This is a genomic window from Paraburkholderia nodosa, from assembly GCF_001718195.1.
GTDB classification, from domain to species: Bacteria; Pseudomonadota; Gammaproteobacteria; order Burkholderiales; family Burkholderiaceae; genus Paraburkholderia; species Paraburkholderia nodosa_A.
The window spans coordinates 36934-57971 of the sequence record NZ_MCNV01000026.1 but is presented as its reverse complement, the minus strand read 5'-3'; the positions used below and the strand labels follow the sequence as shown (position 1 = coordinate 57971).

At 65.9% G+C, this 21038-nt stretch carries 23 protein-coding genes and 1 riboswitch; of the genes, 8 read left to right on the top strand and 15 right to left on the bottom strand.

Annotated features, from left to right (window positions below):
- Positions 1 to 52: 52 nt before the first annotated feature.
- Positions 53 to 182: riboswitch (TPP riboswitch) on the bottom strand.
- A 97-nt stretch (positions 183 to 279) separates the two neighbouring features.
- Positions 280 to 687, bottom strand: a complete 408-nt coding sequence (locus BFD71_RS31290) for a GreA/GreB family elongation factor (protein WP_069268168.1) — start codon at positions 685 to 687, stop codon at positions 280 to 282.
- A gap of 723 nt (positions 688 to 1410) precedes the next feature.
- Between BFD71_RS31290 and BFD71_RS31285 the strand changes: the two genes are divergently transcribed.
- Positions 1411 to 2364, top strand: coding sequence for an EamA family transporter (locus tag BFD71_RS31285; protein ID WP_370684330.1), 954 nt, complete (start codon positions 1411 to 1413; stop codon positions 2362 to 2364).
- Between the two features lie 183 nt (positions 2365 to 2547).
- On the opposite strand, the gene BFD71_RS31280 is transcribed toward BFD71_RS31285, so the two are convergent.
- Entirely contained in the window at positions 2548 to 2685 is a 138-nt protein-coding gene (locus BFD71_RS31280; RefSeq protein WP_042264962.1) for an entericidin A/B family lipoprotein, read from the bottom strand.
- Between the two features lie 170 nt (positions 2686 to 2855).
- Between BFD71_RS31280 and BFD71_RS31275 the strand changes: the two genes are divergently transcribed.
- Positions 2856 to 3017 (top strand): DUF1328 family protein, encoded by a 162-nt coding sequence (locus BFD71_RS31275; RefSeq protein WP_028204224.1) that lies wholly within the window; start codon positions 2856 to 2858, stop codon positions 3015 to 3017.
- A gap of 56 nt (positions 3018 to 3073) precedes the next feature.
- Positions 3074 to 3616, top strand: coding sequence for a ferritin-like domain-containing protein (locus tag BFD71_RS31270; protein WP_256094991.1), 543 nt, complete (start codon positions 3074 to 3076; stop codon positions 3614 to 3616).
- A 16-nt stretch (positions 3617 to 3632) separates the two neighbouring features.
- On the opposite strand, the gene BFD71_RS31265 is transcribed toward BFD71_RS31270, so the two are convergent.
- The 10 genes from BFD71_RS31265 to BFD71_RS31225 all read right to left on the bottom strand — a co-directional run bounded on the left by BFD71_RS31265 (position 3633) and on the right by BFD71_RS31225 (position 12980).
- Positions 3633 to 4847 (bottom strand): MFS transporter, encoded by a 1215-nt coding sequence (locus BFD71_RS31265; protein WP_069268203.1) that lies wholly within the window; start codon positions 4845 to 4847, stop codon positions 3633 to 3635.
- A gap of 112 nt (positions 4848 to 4959) precedes the next feature.
- Positions 4960 to 5787, bottom strand: a complete 828-nt coding sequence (locus BFD71_RS31260; RefSeq protein ID WP_069268166.1) for a phosphodiesterase — start codon at positions 5785 to 5787, stop codon at positions 4960 to 4962.
- 22 nt (positions 5788 to 5809) lie between these two features.
- Positions 5810 to 6850 carry an ABC transporter ATP-binding protein gene (locus BFD71_RS31255; protein WP_069268165.1) on the bottom strand — a complete coding sequence of 347 codons (1041 nt, stop codon included), beginning with the start codon at positions 6848 to 6850 and terminating at the stop codon, positions 5810 to 5812.
- The gene (locus BFD71_RS31250; RefSeq protein ID WP_069268202.1) at positions 6847 to 7749 is read right to left on the bottom strand and encodes an ABC transporter permease; all 903 of its coding nucleotides are present in this window, start codon (positions 7747 to 7749) and stop codon (positions 6847 to 6849) included. The genes BFD71_RS31255 and BFD71_RS31250 overlap by 4 nt, the downstream gene beginning before the upstream one ends.
- Before the next feature lie 70 nt (positions 7750 to 7819).
- Positions 7820 to 8644 carry an ABC transporter permease gene (locus tag BFD71_RS31245; RefSeq protein WP_069268164.1) on the bottom strand — a complete coding sequence of 275 codons (825 nt, stop codon included), beginning with the start codon at positions 8642 to 8644 and terminating at the stop codon, positions 7820 to 7822.
- Between the two features lie 20 nt (positions 8645 to 8664).
- Complete coding sequence (locus BFD71_RS31240; protein ID WP_370684331.1) at positions 8665 to 9669, bottom strand: ABC transporter substrate-binding protein; 1005 nt, start codon at positions 9667 to 9669, stop codon at positions 8665 to 8667.
- 227 nt (positions 9670 to 9896) lie between these two features.
- Positions 9897 to 10964: a LacI family DNA-binding transcriptional regulator gene (locus BFD71_RS31235; RefSeq protein WP_069268163.1), complete on the bottom strand. Its 1068-nt coding sequence runs from the start codon at positions 10962 to 10964 to the stop codon at positions 9897 to 9899.
- Positions 10965 to 11310: 346 nt separating this feature from the next.
- The gene (locus tag BFD71_RS40890) at positions 11311 to 11553 is read right to left on the bottom strand and encodes a hypothetical protein (protein ID WP_141710864.1); all 243 of its coding nucleotides are present in this window, start codon (positions 11551 to 11553) and stop codon (positions 11311 to 11313) included.
- A gap of 422 nt (positions 11554 to 11975) precedes the next feature.
- On the bottom strand, positions 11976 to 12248 hold the full coding sequence (locus BFD71_RS31230) for a hypothetical protein (protein WP_069268162.1): 273 nt from the start codon (positions 12246 to 12248) through the stop codon (positions 11976 to 11978).
- Positions 12249 to 12731: 483 nt separating this feature from the next.
- Positions 12732 to 12980 carry a hypothetical protein gene (locus BFD71_RS31225; protein ID WP_069268161.1) on the bottom strand — a complete coding sequence of 83 codons (249 nt, stop codon included), beginning with the start codon at positions 12978 to 12980 and terminating at the stop codon, positions 12732 to 12734.
- A 431-nt stretch (positions 12981 to 13411) separates the two neighbouring features.
- Here BFD71_RS31225 and BFD71_RS31220 point away from each other — a divergent pair, with 431 nt between their 5' ends.
- The 5 genes from BFD71_RS31220 to BFD71_RS31200 all read left to right on the top strand — a co-directional run bounded on the left by BFD71_RS31220 (position 13412) and on the right by BFD71_RS31200 (position 17137).
- Positions 13412 to 14026 (top strand): glutathione S-transferase family protein, encoded by a 615-nt coding sequence (locus BFD71_RS31220; RefSeq protein WP_069268160.1) that lies wholly within the window; start codon positions 13412 to 13414, stop codon positions 14024 to 14026.
- A 194-nt stretch (positions 14027 to 14220) separates the two neighbouring features.
- Positions 14221 to 14475 (top strand): hypothetical protein, encoded by a 255-nt coding sequence (locus BFD71_RS31215; RefSeq protein WP_370684329.1) that lies wholly within the window; start codon positions 14221 to 14223, stop codon positions 14473 to 14475.
- 343 nt (positions 14476 to 14818) lie between these two features.
- Positions 14819 to 16222 carry an FAD-containing oxidoreductase gene (locus BFD71_RS31210; RefSeq protein WP_069268159.1) on the top strand — a complete coding sequence of 468 codons (1404 nt, stop codon included), beginning with the start codon at positions 14819 to 14821 and terminating at the stop codon, positions 16220 to 16222.
- 10 nt (positions 16223 to 16232) lie between these two features.
- The gene (locus BFD71_RS31205) at positions 16233 to 16607 is read left to right on the top strand and encodes a cupin domain-containing protein (RefSeq protein WP_069268158.1); all 375 of its coding nucleotides are present in this window, start codon (positions 16233 to 16235) and stop codon (positions 16605 to 16607) included.
- A gap of 41 nt (positions 16608 to 16648) precedes the next feature.
- Entirely contained in the window at positions 16649 to 17137 is a 489-nt protein-coding gene (locus BFD71_RS31200) for a metallophosphoesterase family protein (protein WP_069268199.1), read from the top strand.
- Between the two features lie 68 nt (positions 17138 to 17205).
- On the opposite strand, the gene proP is transcribed toward BFD71_RS31200, so the two are convergent.
- The 3 genes from proP to argA all read right to left on the bottom strand — a co-directional run bounded on the left by proP (position 17206) and on the right by argA (position 21028).
- Entirely contained in the window at positions 17206 to 18663 is a 1458-nt protein-coding gene (proP, locus tag BFD71_RS31195; protein ID WP_069268198.1) for a glycine betaine/L-proline transporter ProP, read from the bottom strand.
- Positions 18664 to 19318: 655 nt separating this feature from the next.
- A complete protein-coding gene (locus tag BFD71_RS31190; RefSeq protein WP_069268157.1) occupies positions 19319 to 19594 on the bottom strand; it encodes an oxidative damage protection protein in 276 nt (91 codons plus the stop codon).
- Between the two features lie 42 nt (positions 19595 to 19636).
- Entirely contained in the window at positions 19637 to 21028 is a 1392-nt protein-coding gene (gene argA / locus BFD71_RS31185; RefSeq protein WP_069268156.1) for an amino-acid N-acetyltransferase, read from the bottom strand.
- Positions 21029 to 21038: the final 10 nt, after the last annotated feature.

Below are 21038 nucleotides of genomic sequence, written 5' to 3'. Positions count from 1 at the left end.
GAGACGGAACGTGGACGGACTTCGCTGTGATGAGGTGAGGCGCTGAGCGATGTTGCGAAGTCCGGACGCTTCCCTGCGCTGGCATTATCCAGATCAGGTTCAAAGGGTATTTCTCACCCGCGAAATACGCTGCACGACTTTCGTTCGATGCGGCGCATGACGCAGGACCCCCGCGTAAGCAAGGCCAAACGATACACCGCGCTGCGACGATCTGGCAAGTGCCATCTCGCGCGCGATGTGTCAGGCGCGGGGTGTCGCGATGTGTAGTATGGGCCGAGTTTACAGCGTGAAATCCTTCGAAGCTTCCGGCTGAAACAGGATGCGCTCGATCTTCAGGGTTTCGACCGCGCCGCCCGGCGTCGTGAAGCGCACGGCGTTGCCGCGCTTCGCGCCGAGGAGCGCGAGACCCGCGGGTGAGAACACGTTCAGGCGCCCGGCGTCGACGTTCGCCTCATGCGGATAGACGACGGTGTACGTGAGGGATGCGCCGTTACGCTCGTCCACGAGCGTGACCTGCGAGTTCATCGTCACGACGTTGGCGGCCATGTCGCGCGATTCCACGATCACGGCGTGTTCGAGGAGTTCGTCGAGCATGGCCTGGCGCGCGGGCGCGGCGCCGGGTTCGGCGGCGCATTTTTCGAGGCGGGCGACATCGAGTTCGGTGAAGTAACGGATTTTCTTCGACATGGCAGTCTTCCTTGCGATCCAGAAAAGATTCGAGGTAACGGCGAGGGCTGGGAGCGAACTCGCGCAATCGGGCGCGGGCCGCAGCGGGGCGTAACGGCGGTGTAACGGATCGGCCCGGAGCCCGACCGACCGGCTCCGATGGGTTGGGGAGGCGATTCAGTGCGGACGCCGGGCGGCGTAAAGCGGAGCGGAGAGAGTAGCTAGGGCGCGCGCTCGGGTGTCGAGAGGCCACGGCGCGGTTCGCTCGCGCTCGGCGCGTACGCGTGCCGACGCGCCGCGCAAATGACGCGGCGGCAAGGCGAATACGGGACGCGAAACGAGCGAAAGCATGGCGAGCGGCGTGTATGAAATCCGGTTGGTGAAAGTTAAGCGAAAGGTTTTGTCATGCTAGCACGGTCTTCCCAGCGCGGCGCAACGCGGCCGTTACACGGCAATTTGGTGCGCGATCCACGGTCCTCGCTTGCGCCGCTCACACTGTGACGCGCACGCAACGAATCGCTGCGCATAAAGCATCCTGAAAGCATCCGCAACACCCGGCGTTGTTGCATAATGCGCTTCGCCCGTCCCGGGTGTCCTTCGTACTCCGTCTTTTTTCGCGTTTTTGCGCATCTGCACCATGCCGTCGAGCTTCACACGTCCCGCCACCTTGCTGCCGGGGCGCCCGCGGTCCTGCCTTTCACCTGCCGCGGTGAATTGACGATGCCTCCCCGTTTGCCTTTCCACGTGAACACTCAATCTTTATTCGCCGGGGCCAAGCAGGTCGCAGCCGCGCTATGGCGTTTCGCGCGTGCCGTACGGCTGCCGCAATCGCGCACCGGGCGCGTTGCGCTCTCGCTCGCCGTCGTCTACTTCGTTTGGGGCTCGACGTATCTCGGCGTGAAAGTCGCGCTCGATTCTTTCCCGCCGCTCCTGCTTTCCGGCTTGCGCAATCTGCTCGCCGGGATCGGCCTGTTCGTCTTCGCCATGCGCCGGCGGCCCGTCATGCCAACGCTGCTCGAAGTGCGCAACGCGGGCGTGGTGGGCACGCTGCTCGTGGGCCTGTCGAGCGGCATGCTCGCCTACGGCATGCGTACAGTGGGCACCGGCAAGGCGGCCGTGATGGTCGCCACGGTGCCGCTCTTTGCGACCGTGATCTCGGCGGTCACCGGGCGGCGCGTGGCAAAGGCCGAATGGGCCGCGGTCGCGCTCGGCCTCGTCGGCATTGCCATCCTGAGCCACGGCGGTGCCGCGGCCGGCTCGGCGGGCGGCAGCCTCGCGATTCTGTGCGGCGCGCTCTTCTGGGCAATCGGCGCGCATCTGGCGGGCAAGCTCACGTTGCCGACCGATCTCTTCGTCGCGACGGCGCTGCAGATCGGCCTGGGCGGCGCCATTTCGACGACGGTCGCGTGGATCAGCGGCGAACGCATGGGCGAGCTGCATTTCCTGCCGCTCGTGGCGTTTCTCTACCTGCTTTTCATCGGCACGATGGCGGCCTACGTCGCTTATGGCTACCTGATCCGCCATACCAGCCCGCTCGTCGCGAGCAGTTGCATGTACGTGAATCCCGTTGTTGCCGTCGCACTCGGCGCGCTGCTGCTCGGCGAGCCGGTCACGAGCGCAACCGTTGTCGCGACCGTGCTGATTCTCGGCAGCGTGGGTCTGTCGTTCCTGTTCGACGACCGCCGCCGCACTGCCTGAGTTCATCCTGCCTTCGCGACGCGCCTCGCGTCGTCGCGCCGCGTTGCGTGCGCGGCCGCTGCGCCTGCGAGGCGCACAGCGGCCGCGACTTCGTCGTTCACCGGTGATCGATGCCGGTAGCGTACGTACGAGCTACGCGCACGCGTTAGCCGTCATTCCGGCGCCTTTACCGTTTGCCGGACACTATTTTGCCTTTTCCGCCGAATTCGTGAGGGCGTGGCCGCCTGCGGAAACGTCCTCGCCGGCACCCGCCATCGTGTTGCAGGCCGAGAGCGCTGCCAGCGATGCGGTAACGAGAAAGAGGGCAATCAGGCGTTTCATGAGGAAGTCCTCCACGGTGTCAAAGGAGATCACTCTCCAGCATGTCTCGTGCCCGGTCATTTGTGCCGCCATGCGTCTGCGTGTGCGCAGGCGTCGGGTCCGCGGCTTGCGCTAGCGCTGACGCAGGCGCGACATAGCGCAGCACATCCGCCCACAAGGAGGACTACGCCATGCTTCACTACGCCATCGTGTTTTTCATCATCGCGATCATCGCCGCCGTGTTCGGCTTCACGGGAATCGCTGCGGGCGCGGCCGAAATCGCCAAGATCCTGTTCTATATCTTCCTCGTGGTCTTCGTCGTCACGTTGCTGCTAGGCGTGATGCACCGATGACGCGCGCATGCGAAACCCAATCCCACTCATGCATGTCATGTTCGAAGGAGAGTCAGATGTCGAAGACACACGCTTCGTTTGAGTTCGATCTCAAGCGCGTACGCGATGAGGCGCGCCGCAATCTCGACCAGGGGCCGGTCACGTCGGACTACCCCGCGAATCGCGAGACCGTGCTCAAGTTGCTCAACGATTCGCTCGCCACGGAGCTCGTGTGCGTGCTGCGCTACAAGCGGCACCATTTCATGGCGAAGGGCATCGAGTCCGAGTCGGTGGCGGCCGAGTTTCTCCAGCACGCGACCGAGGAGCAGCAGCACGCCGATATGCTCGCGGCCCGGATCGTGCAGCTAGGCGGCGAGCCAGACTTCTCGCCGGCAACGCTGCTCGAGCGCTCGCACTCGGAATACAAGGAAGGGGTCGACCTGAAGGACATGATCCGCGAGAATCTGATCGCGGAGCGCATCGCCATCGAGAGCTATCGCGCGATCATCAATTATCTCGGTCATGACGACACCACGACGCGACGCATCTTCGAGGAAATCCTCGCGACGGAGGAAGAGCACGCCGACGATATGACCGATTTGCTGTATGCGAGCAAATAACGCCTGACGCCAGCCCTCAGGAAGAAGTCCGCGCGCCCGCGCCCATGCGCGGGCGCGTTGCATGGTGAATCCAGCCGGCGAGCGCCGTGAATGCGATGCCCGCTGCGCACACGCCGATCCAGCCGAATGCGTGCCACGCGGTTACGCCCACGGCGGAACCGGTCGCGCCGCCAATGAAGTAGCAGACCATGAACACCGTATTCACGCGGCTGCGCGCCTCGGGGCGCAGCGCGTAGATGCGCGACTGATTCGAGATCTGCGCGGCCTGCACGCCCACGTCGAGCACGATCACGCCGATCACGAGGCCAATCAGGCTCGTGCCGGAGAATGCGAAGATCACGAACGCGAGCGCCATCAGCGCGATCGACATCGTGATGACAGCGCGCGGCCCGCGCTTGTCGGCGGAGCGGCCCGCCATCGGCGCGGCCAGCGCGCCCGCCGCACCGACGATGCCGAACAGGCCCGCCGCCTGCGGCCCGAGATGGAACGGCTCGCCCGCGAGCAGCAGCGTGAGCACGGGCCAGAAGAGGCTGAACGCGGCGAAGAGGCAGGCGCCGGTCGCCGATGCTTCACGCAGTCCGGGCAGCTCCAGCACGAGATGCCACATCGAGCCGAGCAGCTTGCCGTAGCCGAGCGTCGAGGTCGGCTGGCTCTTCGGCAACTTTTTCACGATGACGAGCGCGAGCACGAGCAGCGCGACGATCGACGCGCCGAATACCGCGCGCCAGCCGAAGTACTGACCGACGAAACCGGCCGCGGTACGCGCGAGCAGGATGCCGAGCAAGAGGCCGCTCATCACCGTGCCCACCGCGTGGCCGCGCGCCTCGGGCGGCGCGAGTTCCGCGGAAAACGGCACGGCCTGCTGCGCGATGGTGGAGAGGATGCCGATCGCGAGGCTCGCGCCGACCAGCACGGCAAGCGAGGGCGCCGTGGCCGCGACGAGCAGCGCGACGCACAGGCCGGCGGTTTGCAGCAGGATGATGCGGCGGCGGTCGTAGCGGTCGCCGAGCGGCGCGAGCAGCAGCATGCCCGCTGCGTAGCCGAGCTGGGTGCCGGCCGGCACGGCGCCGATCCACGCGGCGCCGGCCGGGAAGCTCTGGCGGAAATCGTCGAGCAGCGGCTGGTTGAAGTAGATGTTCGCGACCGTGACGCCCGCGATGGTCGCGAGCAGGAGCAGCAGGCCGCGCAGCGACTGGCTTGCGCCAGCGGTTGCGGAATCAGGTGTGGACATGTGCGATGCGGGCGGCGCCCGGTGATGCGAAAGGCAGGCTTCGAGCGTGCCGATCATACCGGAGCGCGCACAATCGCGCTGGCGGCCCGGGAGCGGGCCGCCTGTCGCGCTTTCAGGCAATCAGCTCGCCCGAGGGCTCGTAGAACGGATACGGTCCGTCGAATGGATCGACGTAGCCATGATGCGTGACGATCCCGCCCCGCGGATCGTAGCGATGCAGCGCGAAGGCGGGCGGCTCCAGCGTGAAGGTGGAGGGCGCGTCGGGCGCGAGGTCGAGCGTGACCTGGTGGGCCGGCGCGGGCACGGCCGCAGCGATCGTGCCGCCGAAGCGCACGAACATGGGCCGGTGCACGTGACCGCACAGCACGCGCTCGACGTTGGGATGCTGCGCCACGAGCGCTTCGAGCGCCTGCGCGGCGCCGTCGTCGAGCCGGATCGCATCCATATGGCCAATGCCGCAGTCGAACGGCGGGTGATGGAGCGCGACGATCACGGGCTTGCCGCGCGCCGCGTCGAGTTGCTGCGCGAGCCACGCGAGGCGTGCCGCGCAGAGTGTGCCCGCGCTTTGCCCCGGCTGCATGGAGTCGAGCGCGATCACGCGCAGCGCGCCGAGGTCAACGGCGTACTGGATGAACTCGCCGCCTTCGCGCAGTTCGGGCCGATCGGCGAATACTTCGCGCAGCGGCTCGCGCGCGTCGTGGTTGCCGATCAGGAGCCAGTACGGAATCTCGAGCGTGTCGAGCAGCGACTTGAGGTGCCGGTATTCCTCGACCGAGCCCTGGTCGACGAGGTCGCCGGTCATGAGCACCGCGTCGGGGCGCGGCGTGAGCGCGTTCAACCGCGCGATGGTGCGTGCGAGGCTCGCGGCCGTATCGACGCGGCGATAGGCGAGCGCGCCCGGTGGCTTGATGTGCAGGTCGCTGATCTGGGCCAGCAGCATGGTAGTCCTCATTGAGTAAGAATTACGCGAGCGCGATGAGCGCTTCAGGGGCAATCGAAATGCCGACCGGCGTGCCGCGCGCCAGCTCGACGCGGCCCGCCACGTCGACGAGCAGGGCATCGGGCGCCGCGCCGCCGATCGTGAGCCGCGTGCGCTCGCCGAGAAAGGTCGCCTGCTCGATCACGCCGCGTAGCTGCGCGCCGACAGGGTCGGCGAGCGTGGCGTCTTCGGGGCGGAAATACAGCTCGGCGGCGCCGCTCGTCTGGTACGGGCCGGCCGGCACGGCGCCGCCGCTCGTGCGCAGCATGCCACCTTGCCATTCTCCGGCGATCCGGTTGAGCGTGCCGACGAACTGCGCGACCGCACGACTCGCAGGCCGGAAATAGATCTCGCGCGGCGTGCCGATCTGCTCGATGCGGCCTGCGCTCATCACGACGATGCGGTCGCCCAGCTCCATCGCCTCGGCTTGATCGTGCGTGACGTAGACCGTCGTCACGCCCAGCTCGCGCAACAGCGCGTTCATCTCGCTGCGCAAGGTGTCGCGCAGGCGCGCATCGAGCGCGGTGAGCGGCTCGTCCAGCAGCAGTACACGCGGGCGTGGCGCGAGCGCGCGTGCGAGCGCCACGCGCTGGCGCTGGCCGCCCGAAAGCTGGTTGATGGGCTTGGTCGCGTGCGCTTCGAGACGCATCATCGCGAGCAATTCGTCCACGCGTGCGCGCGCGTCGGCGGCGGGAACGCGCTGGATTTTCAGGCCATAGCCGATGTTGCCGCGCACGTCGAGGTTCGGAAAGAGGGCGTAGTTCTGGAACACCATGCCGACCTTGCGCTGCTCGATCGGCAGCGCGGTCACGTCCTCGTCGCCAAAGGCCACGCGGCCGCCGGCGTCGGGCGTTTCCAGACCCGCGATCATGCGCAGCGTGGTGGTCTTGCCGCAGCCCGAAGGGCCGAGCAGCACGAGCGTTTCGCCGGCGCCGATCGCGAGGTCGAGCGGTTCGAGCACGCGCGTGCCGCGAAACGTCTTCGCGCAGCGCGTGAGCGTAATCGGGATCGGTTCGAGTTTCATTCGGAATCCTTGTCGCTATTTTGCTGGCCTGCGAGGCGCTGCTTGCCAGTGGGCTTTCCCGAGGCGCCGGGCACGTCCACGCCGAGCCATTGCATCGCCACGAGCAGCGGCATCGTCATGACGAAGAAGAGGATCGTGTAGGCGCTGCCCACTTCGATGCGCAGCGACGCGTAAGTGTCCGCGAGGCCGACTGGCAGCGTTTTGGTGTCGGGCGTGTGCAACATCCAGGTGAGATTGAATTCGCCGATCGAAAGCGTGAGCACCGCGAGCGCGCCCGCCACGATGCCGGGCCGTGCATTGGGCAGCACGATGGTCGTGAAGCGCTGCCAGAAGCTCGCACCGAGGCTCGCCGCGCCTTCTTCGAGCGTGCGCAGGTCCGCCGACGCGCACACGGCTGCCACGGGCCGCACCATGAACGGCAGCGTGAACACCACGTGGCCGACCACGATGAATGCCGCGCTCATGCGAAAGGTGCTGAAGCCGCCGTACACCACGAGCAGGGCGAGCGCCGAAGCGAGGCCGGGCAGCGCAACGGGCAGCACGAGCAATTCCTCGATCAGGCGCGAGAGGCGCGTGCGGCTGCGTGCGAGCGCATAGCCCGCGGGCACGCCGGTCACGAGCGTGATGACGAGCGTGGCGGCCGCCACTTCGAGCGAGAGAAAGACGCTCGCGTGATACTGCGCCCAGACCTGGTCGAGCCAGCGCAGCGTAAGGCCGCTCGCGACGCCGCGAAAATAGTTGACGGTAAGCCCCGCGACGATCGACATCACCACGGGCACGATGAGAAATGCGCAGGTGGCGAGCGTGACGAGCCATTGCGCGCACGCAATCCATGCGCGCACCGAGGGCCGGGCGAAGCGCCGCCGCGCGGCGGGCGGCTGGCCGGGCGCTTCGTGCATGTCTTGCGCAGCCGTTGCGGCGGGATTGACGACCGAATTCATTCTGGAGTCCTCGAAAACCACAGCGTGCTCATGCCGTGGCCGCGACGGCCGCGCCCGTCACGCTGCGCGCGAGCGTGAGCACCGCCCACGTCACGAGACCGAGCACGATCGAGAGGCCGGCTGCGGTGACCATGTTCGCGTTGAGCGTGAACTCGGTATAGATCGTCATCGGCAGGACGTCGATGTCGGTGGCGAGCGTGAAGGCCGTGCCGAACGCGCCCATCGCGGTCGCGAAGCAGATCGCTCCTGCGGCGACGAGGCCGGGCGCGAGCGCGGGCAGGATCACATCGCACAGCACGCGCCACGACGACGCGCCAAGCGATCGCGCGGCCTCTTCGAGCGAGCCGTCGAGCTGGCTTGCGCAGGCCATCACGGTCACGATCACGCGCGGAATCGAAAAGTACAGATAGCCCGCGAAGAGTCCCGCCATCGAGTACGCGAACACCCAGCGCTCGCCGGTGAGCCGTAGCGAGAGCGCGCCGATGAGCCCCTGGCGGCCGGCGAGCATGATCACCATGAAGCCGACCACCACGCCCGGAAACGCCAGCGGAAACGTGAGCAGCGCGACGAGCGCGCGCCGCCCCGCGAACGTGCGCCGTGCGAGCAGAAGGCCGCAGATCGTGGAGATCACGAGCGTTGCCGCGGTCACGGCGGCCGAGAGCGCAATGGTCGCGCCAAGGCTCCTCATGTAACGGCCATTCGTCAGGAGTGCGCGATAAGTCTCGAAGAAGTGTCCGTCGGCGCTCACCTGCACGAGTGCGATCATCGGCAGCAGCCAGAAGGCGAGGAACACCGCGAGCGCGGGCGCGATGAGCGCCACACGCCAGCGCAGCGGAAAAGTGAGGTCATGCATGGAAGTGATCGGCCGGGGTATCAGTGCATGATCTGCAGATAGCGCTCGCCGAACGCCTGCTGCTGCGCCGCCATCTTCGCGAAGTCCACGGGTTTTGCGCGTGCATAATCGCTCGCGGACAGGAACTTCGAAGCCGCTTCCGGCGAGAGCGCGCTTGCGCGCACCGGGCGCAGGTAGGCATTGGCCCAGAGCTTCTGGCCTTCGTCGGACAGCACGAAGTCGAGCACCTTCTTGCCGTTCGCTTCGTGCGGGCCGTTCTTCACGAGGCTCATCACGTAGGGCACCGAAATCGTGCCTTCCTTGGGGATCACGAACTCGACGTTTGCGTGGTCCTTGTACCTGGCGCGGTAGGCGTCGAAGTCGTAGTCGAGCAGGATCGGAATCTCACCCGACAGCACGCGCGCGTAGGCGGTCTGCTTCGGCACGATCGGCTGGTTGGCCTTGAGCTTGCCGAACCATTCGAAAGCGGGCTGGAAGTTGTCGAGCGTGCCGCCCAACGCGAGATTCACGGCTACCGCGCCCGCATAACCCACGAAGGCGCTCGACGGATCGAGGTACCCGACCATGCCCTTGTACTCGGGCTTGAGGAGATCGGCCCACGAACGCGGCACCGGCTTGCCTTCGAGCGCGTCCTTGTTGACGAAGAAGCCGAGCGTGCCCGAGTGGATGGCGAACCAGTAGCCTTGCGGGTCCTTCAGGTCGGCGGGAATGTCGTTCCAGTGCGCGGGCTTGTACGGCGTGATCACGCCCTTGTCCTTCGCCTGGAATGCCGATGACACGCCGAGATAAACGACATCGGCGACCGGGCTCTTCTGCTCGGCCATCAGTTGTGCGATGGATTGGCCGGAGTTCTTGTTGTCGAACGGCACGCGAATCCCGGTCTCTTTCTGGATAGCCTGAATCTGGCTCGCCCAGTCGGCCCATTCGGGCGGACAGTTGTAGCAGATGGCGGTCTGATCGGCCTGCGCCGTCAGTGGCGCGGCAAATCCCGCTACGAGGGCGGCGGCGCTCGCGGCGAGCGGCAGCGCGCGGGAGGAGCGGGCGAAGCGGGTCAGGCGCCGCACGGGTGCGGCTAGCGTGCGCAGGACGGCGCGCACGGGCACAAGCGAAAGCGGGCCGGCAAAGGCGAGTCGGCTGGTCAAGGCAGGTCTCCAGGTCGGTTGCGAGAGCGTTCTGGTGGATGAGGGCCGCGTGCGTGCACGGCCCCGGATTGTTCGGCTGGTTCGGTTTGTTCCTCAGACGCGCCACTGACTCACGAGAGCGCGCCGCCGAGTTCGAGGCCGCGATCGATCGCGCTTCCACGCGCGCCGAGCGGCGCGTGCGCGATCGCCGCGATGGTGCCGCCGGTGCGCAAGGTGTGCGGCAGCGTATTGGCGAGCGGCCCCGCATACTGGCCGCCGATGCGCGCCATCAGGCATTGCCACGCTTCGCAGCCGATATCGCGGTTCGGCGTGCCGATGCTCGCAAGCGGCGGCGCGAGCAGTTCGCTCATCGCGAGGCCGTCGAAGCCGAGAATCGACATGTCCTGCGGCACGCGCAGGCGGGCGCGGCGCAGTCCGCGCATCACGACCATGGCCAGCAGGTCGTTGCTGCAGAAGAGGGCCGTGGGCCGCGCGGGCCCGCTCGTCAGATGTGCGAGCACCGGAGGCGCAAGCTCTTGCGCGTTGAAATCGACTTCGAGGGCCGGCGCGGGCGTGAGGCCGGCCTGCTGCATTGCGAGTGCATAGCCCGCATGGCGCTGGCGCGCGCGGTCGGAGGCGGCGAGCGTGCCGGCCAGCATGAGGATGCGGCGATGGCCGTGCGCGATGAGCATGCGCACGCCGTCGCACGCGGCCTGGTGGTTGTCCACCGACACCGAAGGGCGCCGTTTCGTGTCGTTGTGCATCAGCACGTAGAGCGGGCCGTCCGCGTCGAGTTCGTCGAGCAGGGGGTGGGTGTCGGCGTCGGCGACGGTCAGGATCAGCCCCTCGACACGTTGCGCGCGCAACGTCTCGATCGCATGACGCTCGCGTTCGGCGTCGTACTGCGTGGTCATCAGCATGAGGCGGAAGCCCTGCGCCGCGGCGAGTTCGTCGATGCCCTGCAGGCACTCGGCGAACACCGGATTGGCGAGCGTGGGCAGCACCACGCCGATCAGACGCGTGCGCTCGCCGCGCAACTGGCGGCCGAGCGGGTTCGGGCGGAACTTCAGCGCGTCGATTGCTTCGCGCACCCGCGCGAGCGTGACGGGGTTGACCGTATGAGGCGCATTGATCGCGCGCGACACGGTGGCGATCGAGAATCCGGCGTGTGCGGCGACATCCTTGATGGTTGGCGTCATGCGATCGGCCCCGGCGTCGTATGTAAACGTTTTCGATGGGGCCGATTATGAAAAATGCGTATGACCGGCAGATGACGGATGCGGTCCCCCGTCCCGCCTTTGGGAGGTGCGCCGGGCAATGGTAGAATCGCGTCCGCCCTGCCGGGGTGATGAAATTGGTAAACATAGCGGACTTAAGAAACGATTGAGTGCCCGACCGGAAACGGCCGGTGCAGAACCCCTCAAATTCGGCGAAACCCCTGGGCCTGGAAGCGCGTCGCGCGCGAGGCGCCGAGGCAACGCCGAGCCAAGCCGGCTGCCGCGCAAAGCGGTGGTCAGGAAGGTGTAGAGACTAGACGGGGGGCGCCTAAGGCCAGGCGCGGCGTGAGATTACGCGGCGCTCAGCGACGGTGAAGGCATAGTCCAGCGCACGAACGCGCGCCCATGCATGGCGCGTGGCGTCGAAAGACGTGGTGTGACGAAAATCCGCCGCCTTACGGCTTGCCGGTTCGAGTCCGGTCCCCGGCACCAGATGTTGTTGTTCCAGCGAATGCCGCTGGATTCCCGAAACCCGCGATAGCTTCAGGCTTCGCGGGTTTTTCATTTGCATGGCTAAATCCGTGCGGGCGCACGAAGGGATCTGGCTACACCGAAGAGAAAAACAGGATAGGGCGGGAAAAGCCCGAGGCAGCCGCGCAGAATGGCGGCGCGAGGATCAGTCGGGCGCTGCGCCGCAACCGGGCGCTTGCGCAATCAACGACTACCGATCTTCCCGGTGAGAGGATTGATCAGCCTTGCGAACCCGAACAATGCCGCGATGCCGAAGGGGCAGGCGATAAAGAATGCGGTCAACATGACGCGGCCCTAAACGTAACAAAATGTATCGTCAGTTTAGCGCGCTCATGCGATTTGGGTATCAGGGTGAACGACAACAAACTATTGCGCTATCTCGAGCAATCTGGTCTGCAATAGCGCGCTAACGGGCTGCAACGCCCGTTTGACGCGGATGCCGAGAAGACTATGCGGTCCCCCTCAGATGCAGTCGAAGATGACTTCTACTGTCTGGGACGTCATGCCGCGCACGCCTTCGCTGTGGATCTCGACCGTGTGCAACTGCTTCTTCCGTTTTTCGCAGTAGTCCTCGGCTTCGCTGAGCCCGACTGCGCGCACGTGGTTCCACGAAACAAGCTCCCAGCGCGCGCGGCTCGTGACGGTGAGATGCCCATCCTGTCTCGAATTGACGGCCGTTACCGATGTGCACGCCGCCAGCATGCTGACTCCAAACAACAGGATGCAACCTTTCATAGATTCTCCGTGGTCCGCGAGCATTCTCGCCGCCAACCCGGGGAATTGGCAACCCGCAGCGGTGCGTCCCGGCGCGCCGGGTTTGCTTGACGCTGTGGAACCGCCCGCGCCTGCGTCAACGAGCGGGAGCGACTGAGCGATGCCTGCGGAGGTATCGACTTCGGGTGGCGCGGATGCGCGTGAACTTACGGGCGTCAGCGCAAGTCGACGACTTGTCGCACCTGAAGTCAAGGGCGAAGGTGTCGGGTAGCCAGGCGTTGGCTTCGGGTCGGTAATCGGGGCGGCCGCGGACATCGAGGTCCGCAGTGGCGGGCGTGTGACCCTGTCCAGCCGAATGCTGAACGGCGTTCGGGGGATGGTCATGAGCGCGCTCCGGCGGTGGGGCCGCGAGCGAGCGTGGTACCACGTGTCGCGCCGTTAAACCGCGCCCACGCCGCGAAACGCGGCTGGGCGCTCGCGGCGTGGGCGCTCAGTCATTGGCGCTCAGTCGTGGGCGATCAGGTCGCCGACTTGACCCTGGCCTGAAACGAGACAGGAAGAGAGGAAGTTTTCGCTCTGGGCGCTCGCACCGTGTTCGCCGAATCCGCGCACGAGGGCTTCGGCCTTGACGAGTGCCGAGCCCTGGGCACAGGTAAGCGAGCCAGCCTCGTGAGCCTGCACACGTGTCATGGCACGATTCGCGAGGAGGAGTGCGAGGACGATGACAACACCAACGTTGAATGCTTGTCTCATGATTCCGTCTCCTTGTGCATTGAGACTATCTCAGCCGTTCGGCGTCCGAATCCAGGAGTTTCCCGGCGATGCACTGCAGCACATGCGGCGCGCAAAAACCCGCTTTCATGCGGTCTGCCTGATGCTTCGGCATCCTTTGCTTGCACCCCGCACGCCGCTGCGCCTTGAGCAGCGCGGCACGGTAAAAAGGCGCCGGTACGCTGGGTGAAGCGCTGCGGCGCAACAATGCCGCGACGCGTCAGATTCGACGTCTGCTAACAAATGTAGCCCTACAGTGCGGCGAGCCGGACGTGGCACATCGACACGGTGTGTTTTTGCACAACGACCGCGTTGCCGTGGCGCCGTTCCGGGATGCTCAACGTGGCTTGAAATGCGATGGGGCTTCCTGCAAGATCGACGTCCGATCCCTTTTTACTGTTCGAGGTGAACCCATGCAGTTGATCGGTATGATGGACTCCCCCTACGTGCGTCGCGTCGCGATTTCGCTCCATGTGCTGGGGCTCGAGTTCGAGCACCGCAGCATTTCGGTATTTCGGCAGTACGACGAATTTGCTCGGATCAATCCCGTCGTGAAGGCGCCGACCTTCGTCGACGACGACGGCACCCAGTTGATCGACTCGACGCTGATCCTCGACTATCTGGACCGCAAAGTGCCCGCCGCGCGGCGGCTCATGCCGGAGGAGGCGCAGGAGCGGACCTTCGCGCTGCGCGTGAACGGTTTCGCGCTCGCGGCCATGGAAAAGACGGTGCAGCAGGTCTATGAACGCCAGTTGCGCCCCGCCGAGCGCCAGCACGAGCCGTGGTTCGAGCGCGTGAACGCCCAGATGCACGCGGCCTGGACCGTACTCGACCAACTCGTTGCGGGTCGCGACGGCTGGCTGTGCGCGGGCCGCATCACGCAGGCCGACATCACCGCGGCCGTAGCGTGGCGTTTCAACCAGTACATGCTGCCCGGCTGCGCTGATCCCGCCCGATATCCGGCGATTGCCGCGCTTTCCGCACGTGCCGAGACACTGCCGGAATTCGTCGCTACGCCCCTCGACTGAAGCGCGTCCGCACGGCCGGAATTCGCCCAAAGCCGTGTGGCGCGGCCGCGCGCGATGCCCGGCGAACACGGCGGACCCCGCCGCCGCACCCCTTGTTTCCACATTCGGATCGATTGTTTGCGATTCTCGACAAGTGACTTCGCTGGCGGCCCATTTATCCACGCACGCCGCATTCCTAGAATGACAACCATGGAATGACCTTGCGTCAGGAGGACGCGGGGCATGCAGCGGGAGCGGTCATGAAATCCTTTATCGAACGACAGTTATATCAGCCAGCATTGGTCCTGCCGATGGTGGACCTGATGCAGCTGATGGTGTCGCACGACTTCAACATGGGGCAAATCGGCCTGATGATGGCGACGCGCGGAGCGCGCGCCGCATTCCTGCGCTCGCGCGAACTCTGGAACGCGGGCCACGGAGAATGTGCGGCCACCGATTGTGTGCACTGATTGTGTGCTGATTGCACGCACGCGGAGCTTCCTCAACTTCAACGATTGAATATCCAGTCACGGATTCACCGAACGCCTGACGCAAGCGTGTCCGAAGTTCTCCGATCCCCCTGACGCGCAGCGGCTTCGCCCGTTTGCTGTTGCGACGTCACCCTGTGAGCCGCCTCGACGTGCGAGGCGGCTCTTTTTTTGCCCCTGCGCCCCCTTCGCAATACGTGCCAATGCGTACCCGATTCGCACAATCACGCTGCGGGCGGTGGCTATTCGTCGCGCGTAAGATGGCGCGATCGGCCGCCTTTCGCGACTCGCGGCTCAACTCGCGTCAACGGCAAAGGAGAGCGGCATGGCACAACGTTTCGATGCGATCGTGATCGGCACGGGGCAAAGCGGGCCGCCTCTCGCGGTGCGGCTTGGCAAGAGCGGCCGCAAGACCGCGGTGATCGAGCGCGCGTCATTCGGCGGGACCTGCGTGAACGTCGGCTGCACGCCGACCAAGGCCTACGTCGCCTGCGCGCGTGCCGCCCACGTTGCGCGCCATGCGGCGGACTTCGGCGTGCAAATCGGATTGGGTGCGCAGCCCGCCGACGTGCGCGTCGATCTCGCCTTCGTGAAGGCGCGCAAGGAGCGCATCATCGGGGCGTCGCGCGACGGCGTCGAGCAGTGGCTGCGCCATGCGCCGAACGTCACCGTGTTCAAGGGTCACGCGCGCTTCACGGGCGCCCACACGGTGCGCGTGGCTGCGCACGACGGCGCGCAGGTCGATCTGGAAGCGCCCGAGATCTTCATCAACACGGGCACACGCGCGCTGATTCCTGCCATTCCCGGCGTCGAGACGATCCGCTACGAGACTAACTCGACGCTGCTCGCGCTCGCGCAACTCCCCGAGCATCTGGCGATCTGCGGCGGCAGCTACGTGGCGCTCGAATTCGCGCAGATGTTCCGCCGCTTCGGCAGCCGCGTGACGGTGCTCGTGCGCGGGCAGCGCGTCCTCGCACGCGAGGACGAGGATTATTCGCGCGCGGTCCAGGACGTGCTCGCACGCGAAGGCGTGGAGTTTCGCTTCGGCGCAGAGCCGCGCAGCGTTGCGCCGCTGGATGGCCAGGCTGGCGTGCGCATCGCGCTCGACAGTGGTTCGCTCGACGTTTCGCATCTGCTCTTCGCGACTGGGCGCCTGCCTAACACGGACGATCTGGGGCTGGACGCGGCGGGCATCGAGCGCGACGCCCACGGGCTCATCGCCGTGGACGGCCAGTTGCGCACGCGCGTAGAGGGCATCTGGGCGCTCGGCGACGTGAATGGCCGCGGTGCGTTCACGCACACGTCATACGACGACTTTCAGATCGTCGCGGCGAATTTGCTGGACGGCAAAGCGCGCAGCGCCGACACACGCATTCCCGCCTACGCGGTGTTCGTCGATCCGCCGCTCGCGCGCGTCGGCATGAGTGAGCGCGAAGTGCGCGAGCGGGGCAAACCCGCGCTCATCGCCACCATGCCGATGTCGCGCGTGGGCCGCGCGCGCGAACGCGGCGAGACGGACGGCTTCATGAAAGCGCTGGTGGACCCGCAAACGCAACGTATTCTCGGCGCAGCGATCTTCGGTATCGAGGGCGACGAGGCGATCCACACGTTCATCGACACGATGACGGCCGACGCGCCCTATACGACGCTGCAATACGCGATGCACATCCACCCGACCGTGAGCGAGCTGGTGCCGACCTTGCTCGACGGCCTGAAACCTCTCGAATGAGCGCATTGGCATGAACGAACCGAACACGGTTGCATTCGGCAATCTCTTCGCAGGCATCGACGCAAATGCCGAGGATGAGCGCTTCGACACGCTCGTTTCGCGTGACGGGGTGCTGATCGAGCGCATCGTCTCCACGGGCCAGGCGAGCCCGCCGGGGTTCTGGTACGACGATGCGCGCGAGGAATGGGTGGCGCTTCTCGCCGGCGCGGCGACGCTGGAATTCGAGAACCCGGCAGTGCCGCCGCGACGCCTGCTGCCCGGCGACTATGTGCACATCCCGGCGCACTGCCGTCATCGCGTGTCATGGACCGATCCGACCGTGCCGAGCGTCTGGCTCGCGGTGTACGTCGGCGCAGCGCCTGAGGAAGGCGACGGCGAGGCGTGAGCGCGGCGATAATCGGCAGGATTCAACTGAAACGCAACGTCATGTCCGCGAAACATCCGCTACCTCCGCTACGTGTTGCACTGGTTTCCGACACGCACAATCTGCTGCGTCCGGAGCTACTCGCCTTCGTCGAGGGCGCGGACGCCATCGTGCATGCGGGCGACATCTGCGATCAGCGCGTGCTCGACACGCTCGCGGCCATCGCGCCGCTCACCGCCGTGCGCGGCAACAACGATCATGGCGCGTGGGCCGAGGCGTTGCCAGCGCAAACGACCGTCGCGTTCGCTGGGGTCCGGCTTGCGGTGGTCCACGAATTACCTGACCTGCAGGGCGATCCTGCTGTCGAAGGCATTGCTGTGGTCGTGAGCGGGCATTCGCACAAGCCCATGCTCGAAACGCGCGAGGGCGTGCTGTACGTGAACCCCGGCAGCGCGGGGCCGCGCCGTTTCAAATTGCCGATCTCGGCAGCGATGCTGACGATCGGCGACGACGGCGCATTGGACGTCGAGCACGTCAATCTCGTCGAATAGGCTCAAGCGAGCGCGCAAGAAAAAAGGCCAGCACGAAGCTGGCCTTTTTGCGTTTCAGTGGTGCCCTATCAGGCGCGCACGGCGTTGGCGACGGCGTATTCCTCGTCGAGTTCGCGCGCGAGGCGCACCCCGCGTAGCACCGCGTGCGCTTCCGCCCTGGTGCTCACGCTCGGCGCCGAGCCCGGCAGCGGGCGGCGCGCCGTTTCATGCAGCGCCAGCACCGAAATGATGCCGATCACGGCTGCGCCCATCAGGTAGTACGCGGGCATCATGAGGTTCTGCGTGTGCTGGACGAGCCATGCCGCCACGAGCGGCGTGGTACCGCCGAACAGCGACACCGAGACGTTGAAGCCGATGGCGAGCGCGCCGTAGCGGATCGCGGTCGGGAACAGCGCCGGCAGGGCCGAAGGCATCACGCCCGTGAAGCACGAGAGCAGCGCGCCGAGGATCAGGAGACCGAAAAACACCGGCACGAGGGCGCCCGTCTGGATCAGCGTGAGCGACGGGATCGACAGCAGGATCAGGCCCACGCAGCCCGCGAGCATCACGGGCTTGCGGCCCACGGCGTCGGACAGGCGGCCGAACGCGAGCGTCATCGGCATCATCAGCACCATCACGATCAGCACGAGGAAGAGGCCGTGCGTCTCGTTGAAGTGCAGCGTCGCCGAGAGGTAGCTCGGCAGGTACGACAGCGCCATGTAGTCGGTCACGTTGAAGATCAGCACGAGACCCACGCACAGCAGGAAGGGGCGCAGATGCTGTGTGAGGAGCGAATGCAGCGTGAGCTTGGGGCGCGTGTGCTCTTCGGCCTCGCGCAGTTCCGCTTCGCGCTTGAACGCCGGCGTTTCCTCGAGCTTCATGCGGATATAGAGACCGACGAGGCCGAGCGGGCCCGCGATCATGAACGGCACGCGCCAGCCCCAGTCGAGCAGTTGCTGGTGCGAGAGCACGGCGGTCAGCACGGCAACCGTGCCCGCGCCGAACACGTAGCCGATCAGCGTGCCGAACTCGAGGAAGCTGCCCATGAAGCCGCGGCGCTTGTCGGTGGCGAATTCGGCGATGAAGGTCGCCGCGCCGCCGTATTCGCCGCCGGTCGAGAAACCCTGAACGAGGCGTGCCACGAGCAGAAGCGCCGGCGCGGCAATGCCGATCGACTTGTACGAGGGAATCAAGCCGATGGCGAAGGTGCCGCAGGCCATCATGATCATCGTCATCGCGAGCACGCGCTGGCGGCCGATGCGGTCGCCGAGCGGCCCGAACACCATGCCGCCGATCGGGCGCACGACGAACGCGGCCGCGAATGTGCCGAACGTGGCGATGAGCTGCGCCGAGGGGCTGCTCGACGGGAAGAACACCTGGCCGAGCGTGACGGCGATGTAGCTGTACACGCCGAAGTCGAACCATTCCATGGCGTTGCCAAGCGCCATGGCGCCGACGGCGCGTTTGAGGAGGCTTTTGTCGACGATCGTGATGTCGTCGAGGGTAAGGTCGGTCTGCGCCGACGCGCCGGAAGTGGAAGCGGTCAAGGTCTGCATCTCCAATGACTGCGACGAACCCATGAGGGCCCGCCACGGTTGCCGGAGAGTACCGTTTCGCGATAGCGGCGACATTTCGCGCACGGCACGCCACGTTGCGTCAGCGACGAAGGCGGGCCGATGGTGCATCGCGCAAGGCGAGCGGCGCACGAAAGCAATGCTGAAGTGTCGCGAAACGACACTCGGACAAATTGTGTTTAACGTTGCGCCTGCGTGGCCGTGGTTGGGGAGCAGGGCGCATGAGGACGCTGGACCGGCACGAGGTGCCTCGGATTGCCTGGTCAAAGCGCCGCTGAAACGAAAAAGAAGCCCGCGTGGCGGAGCGTTCCTTTTGTCATATGCGCATTCGGAATGATGGCGTTTTTGGGCGCCGTGCCGAATGCAATTGATGGCTAATGCCTGTTGAACGAGGCCACATGTTAGCACGATAACGGAAGATCGCGCAAACCCAAGTATCTGCGGGGATTCGGGGCGCGGACTGGAAGCCCCACGCGGCGGGGGATTGCGCCGTTTCGATGGAACCGTTTCCGCGGCCTGGAATGCGCATGAAGCGCATAAAAAAACCGCGCCGGGGGGCGCGGTTTTTGCAGGGTAGCCGGTTGCGTGATGCGGCTCAGGGACGGATCCCGGTGCGCATCGCGAGGCCTTAGCCTTCGGTCGGCGGCACGTAGCCCGAAGCCTGGTCGGCGCCTTCGCCGAAGAAGAACTTCTCGGTCTGCTTCATCAGGTACTGGCGCGCGCGCGGATCGGCCATGTTCAGGCGGTTTTCATTGATGAGCATGGTCTGCTGCTTGAGCCACTGCTGCCATGCCTCTTTCGAGACGCTTTCATAGATGCGCTTGCCGAGTTCGCCCGGCAGCGGCGGAAAGTCGAGACCTTCGGCTTCCTTGCCGAGCTTCGCGCATTGGATCATACGGGCCATGCTGTGCTTCTCCTGTAGTCGTATGTGTGGGTGGCGGCGCGCTCAGAGCTGTTTCATCAGCACGAGCGATTTGCGCTGCCAGTTATAGAGGCGGCGGCGGTCTTCGGGCAGGTCGTCGACCGTTGCCTTGACGAAGCCGCGCTTCAGGAACCAGTGTTCGGTGCGCGTGGTGAGCACGAAGATGCGCGTGAGGCCGCGCGCCCGTGCACGCTGCTCGATGCGGCGCAAGAGACGTTCGCCGTCGCCGGAGCCTTGTGCTTCGGGAGAGACCGTGAGGCACGCCATTTCGCCGATACGCTCCTGCGAGTACGCGTAAAGCGCCGCGCAGCCGAACAGCACGCCATCGTGCTCGATCACCGAGAAGTGGTCGATGTCGCGCTCGATCTGGTGACGCCCGCGCCGCACGAGTGTGCCGTCGGTTTCGAGCGGCTCGATCAGCGTGAGAATGCCGCCGACGTCGTCAGGCGTGGCTTCGCGCAGGCTTTCCAGATTCTCGTACGAGATCATGGTGCCCACGCCGTCGTGCAGGAACAGTTCGAGCAGCAAGCCGCCGTCGAGCGCGTAGGGAATGATGTGCGCACGCCCCACGCCGCCGCGGCACGCGCGAATGGAGTGCTTCAGATAGAAGCCCTCGTCGCCGAGCACCGTGCCGCCTTCTTGCAGCTTGTAGGCGTCGTCGAGCGACATTTCGCGGATCAGCTCGCCTTCCTCGTCGATCAGGCCCTGCGTTTCCGTAAGGAAGACGATCTTGTCGGCGCGCAGCGCGATGGCTGCCGCCGAGGCGACGTCTTCCATCGACAGATTGAACGCCTCGCCCGTGGGCGAAAAACCGAGCGGCGAGAGCAGCACGAGCTTGCGGCTCGCGAGCGAGTGGCGGATCGAATCGGCGTCGATCTTGCGCACGACGCCCGTGTGCTGGAAGTCCACGCCGTCGAGAATGCCGACCGGCCGCGCCGTCACGAAGTTGCCCGACACCACGCTGATGTGCGCGTGCGCCATCGGCGTGTTCGGCAGACCCTGACTGATCGCGGCCTCGATGTCGAGACGCACTTCACCGGCCGCTTCCTTCGCCGATTCGAGCGCGCGGGCATTGGTGATGCGCATGCCGTGCGAGAACTCGGACTCGACGCCGTGCAGGCTCATCTGCTCCTCGACCTGCGGGCGCGAACCGTGCACGAGCACGATCTGGATGCCCATGGCCTGCAAGAGCGCGATGTCGGCGACGAGCGCGTTGAGCAGGTTCTGGTGCACGACCTCGCCGCCGAAACCGACGACGAACGTCTTGCCCTGGAACGCGTGGATGTAGGGCGCGACCGATCGCATCCAGTCGACGAACTGCGCGTGCTGCGCCATGATCTGCGAGTCGGAATCCGCAGCGGCGGCGGAGGCCGGCGCGCTGGCGGTGGCGGGGACGAGGTCGGTTTGGGAATTCATGCCCGGGATT